This window comes from Microcystis sp. M53602_WE12 (assembly GCF_030065455.1).
Taxonomy (GTDB): Bacteria; Cyanobacteriota; Cyanobacteriia; order Cyanobacteriales; family Microcystaceae; genus Microcystis; species Microcystis aeruginosa.
The window spans coordinates 1-2,474 of record NZ_JASJFB010000797.1; the positions used below are offsets into that span (position 1 = coordinate 1).

The following is a 2,474-nucleotide window of genomic DNA, read 5'->3' on the forward strand; positions in this document are numbered from 1 at the left end:
AATAACAGAGGGACAGAGGTGGTTAGCTGAACGTTGGGAAAAACTGATAGTTTTATCGACGTAAGAAGCAGAAAAATTAGCTAAGTTAACAGGATGTACTCTCAGAAAATTTCAAGAGAGATAGGCTTTTAGTGGCTTGGGAACAAGCTTTATCAATTTATTCATAATAAATTTGGCAGAGGATTAAAGATTAGTTATTGTGACTAACTCTTTTGGTTAGAACAAGATAAACTTGAGAATCTTCGGTCAAATTTATTGACTCAAAATCAGCTATACTTAATTTAAATGAAACAGCACTAGGGGCAGGGGGGATCGAACCTAAAATCCATTTTTAATTTAATTATAACCAGCTACTTAACTACTTAACTGAATCTGCTAGGATGCTATCACAGAATAGAAGACTACATCTATTAATTACTGAGGCAGAACCAAGTTTAACCGCTCTTTTTTCACTACTTCTATCGCTTTGGGTCCCAAAAATTAGGCGTTTCGGTTTACCATGGTCAAAGTGTGCTTTCTAGGCTAATGACTTTGACTAAAAACCCCGTGAGCAGAAACCGTCGTTTTTCCCCGCGCAATCTCTTTGAGACTTGCATGGCCCTATTGGTGTTATGTAATTATATTCTGGTTATTTTCGATTTAACCTATATTCCCCTGCGAGATTTTTGGTTACAGGGACGCTTGCAAATAACCTTATTAAGATTTAATGAACCAATAAAACTCGGGCTGATTTCCTTTCAAGAATTACAAATACCTCCCGATAAACCCCTAGAAATTCCCTTTGTTAAAGGAATCGCTAAGTATGATGTGGTGAAAGGAATTAAACCCTATCGCAGTACCAGTGAATATTTAGAGACGGTTAATAAACTTAATCAACTAATTAATCAAAAGCTCTTTAACCCAGAGTTTAATCTGCAAGAATATCGCCAAGATATCGAGAAAATTTTAGACAATTTGCGCCAAAAAAGTGTCAATATGATTGATAATAATCCCTTTGCCTTGGCGGAGAAAACTGGGACTTTAGAGAAGATTAAAAATAAAATGCGCTTGCGGGTTTTTAAAACAGAAAATGTTTCCGCAAAAGCAGCCTTTCAGAAGTTTTGGACTTGGGATTATCTCATTCAAAATGGCTGGGAAAAAGAGTTGAAGTTTTTTAATCAAGAAATTCAACCTTTAATAGAAACTAATTATTTTCGTCCCCTGGGAGAAGATGGGAGACCGATAGATAACTTTGAGGCGATCGATTTTTTATTTGGTACCATCTTTTTCTGGGAATTTATGCTGAGAACTTGGTGGATTGCTCGCACTCATAAAGGCCTGCGTTGGCGCGAGGCTATGTTATGGCGATGGTACGATATTTTTCTGTTTATTCCTATCTGGAGATGGTTGCGATTTATTCCTACCGTTATTCGCCTAGATCAAGTTAAAATTATTAACTTAAGGTTGATTAAAGAACAGGCAATTAAAGGCTTAGTTGCGCTAATTTCTAAAGATATTACTGAGATAATTGTCCTGAGAATAATTAATAAAATTCAGGAATATATTCGACGGGGACAAGTGAAAAATTTTCTCAATCGATCCCTTAATGGTGGCTATAATAATCTCAATGATACTAATGAAGTTATTGAAATTTTTCGGTTAGTAGTTAATAGCACCGTTGACAAGGTTTTACCGCAAGTTAAACCAGAAGCAGAAGCTTTAATTAAATACAATATCGAGAAAATTCTCAGTCAAACTCCCGCTTATCAGAGCTTATTGCGATTACCCGGCATGAAAGGGTTAAAAACTGACTTGAGCAATCGCTTATCTAGTCAATTGTATCAATCCTTTGTTAATATAGCTGAAAAGATTACCCAGGAAGACGAAGTTTTTGAGCGTTTAGTTCAGCAATTAGTCCAGCGTTTCGGGCAATCTCTCGCCGGGGAATTACAATCCCGTCACAGTCTAGAAAGAATCGAGATGTTATTAATTATCTTCCTGGAAGAAGTCAAATTAAACTATGTACAAGAATTCTCAGATGAAGACTTAGAAACTATCCTCGAACAAACTCGCTTACTCCACTCTAAAAGTGCAGAAATTACCCCAGGAGAAACCATGAATCCTCGTCGTCTTCCCTAAAAATTAGTGATCATTGATTAGGTAATCTTGCTTGACATTTTGATCACTTTTGTACTAAAATATCCGATGAAAAATCCATTACTCAATTAACCTAATTATCTACTCCCATGTTAACAAAAATTATTCTCGGTTTACTGTGGTTAGGCTTCGGATTATACGCTTTTTTACTAGCGCCCCCCGATCAACCAGATACAGTGAATTTAATTATCGATCTTTCCACTGGGAAATGGCAAGATATCAACCCGTTAATTATTGCTCTTTTTAACCTGATGGGAGTTTGGCCAATTATCTACACTAGCCTTTTAATTATCGATGGTCGTGACCAAAAAATCATCGCTTGGCCCTTTGCTTTTGCC

General features: G+C 36.5%; 1 protein-coding gene and 1 pseudogene. Both read left to right on the plus strand.

Annotated features, from left to right (window positions below; all coding sequences use genetic code 11):
- Positions 1–525: 525 nt before the first annotated feature.
- Positions 526–2,118 (plus strand): hypothetical protein, encoded by a 1,593-nt coding sequence (locus PX482_RS24360; RefSeq protein WP_002761324.1) that lies wholly within the window; start codon positions 526–528, stop codon positions 2,116–2,118.
- 107 nt (positions 2,119–2,225) lie between these two features.
- Positions 2,226–2,474: pseudogene (locus tag PX482_RS24365) on the plus strand (DUF2834 domain-containing protein); the annotation flags it as partial.

Excerpts from the sequence above, each read along its gene's own strand:
- PX482_RS24360 (WP_002761324.1), top strand. The coding sequence starts at position 526 with ATGACTTTGACTAAAAACCCCGTGAGCAGAAACCGTCGTTTTTCCCCG.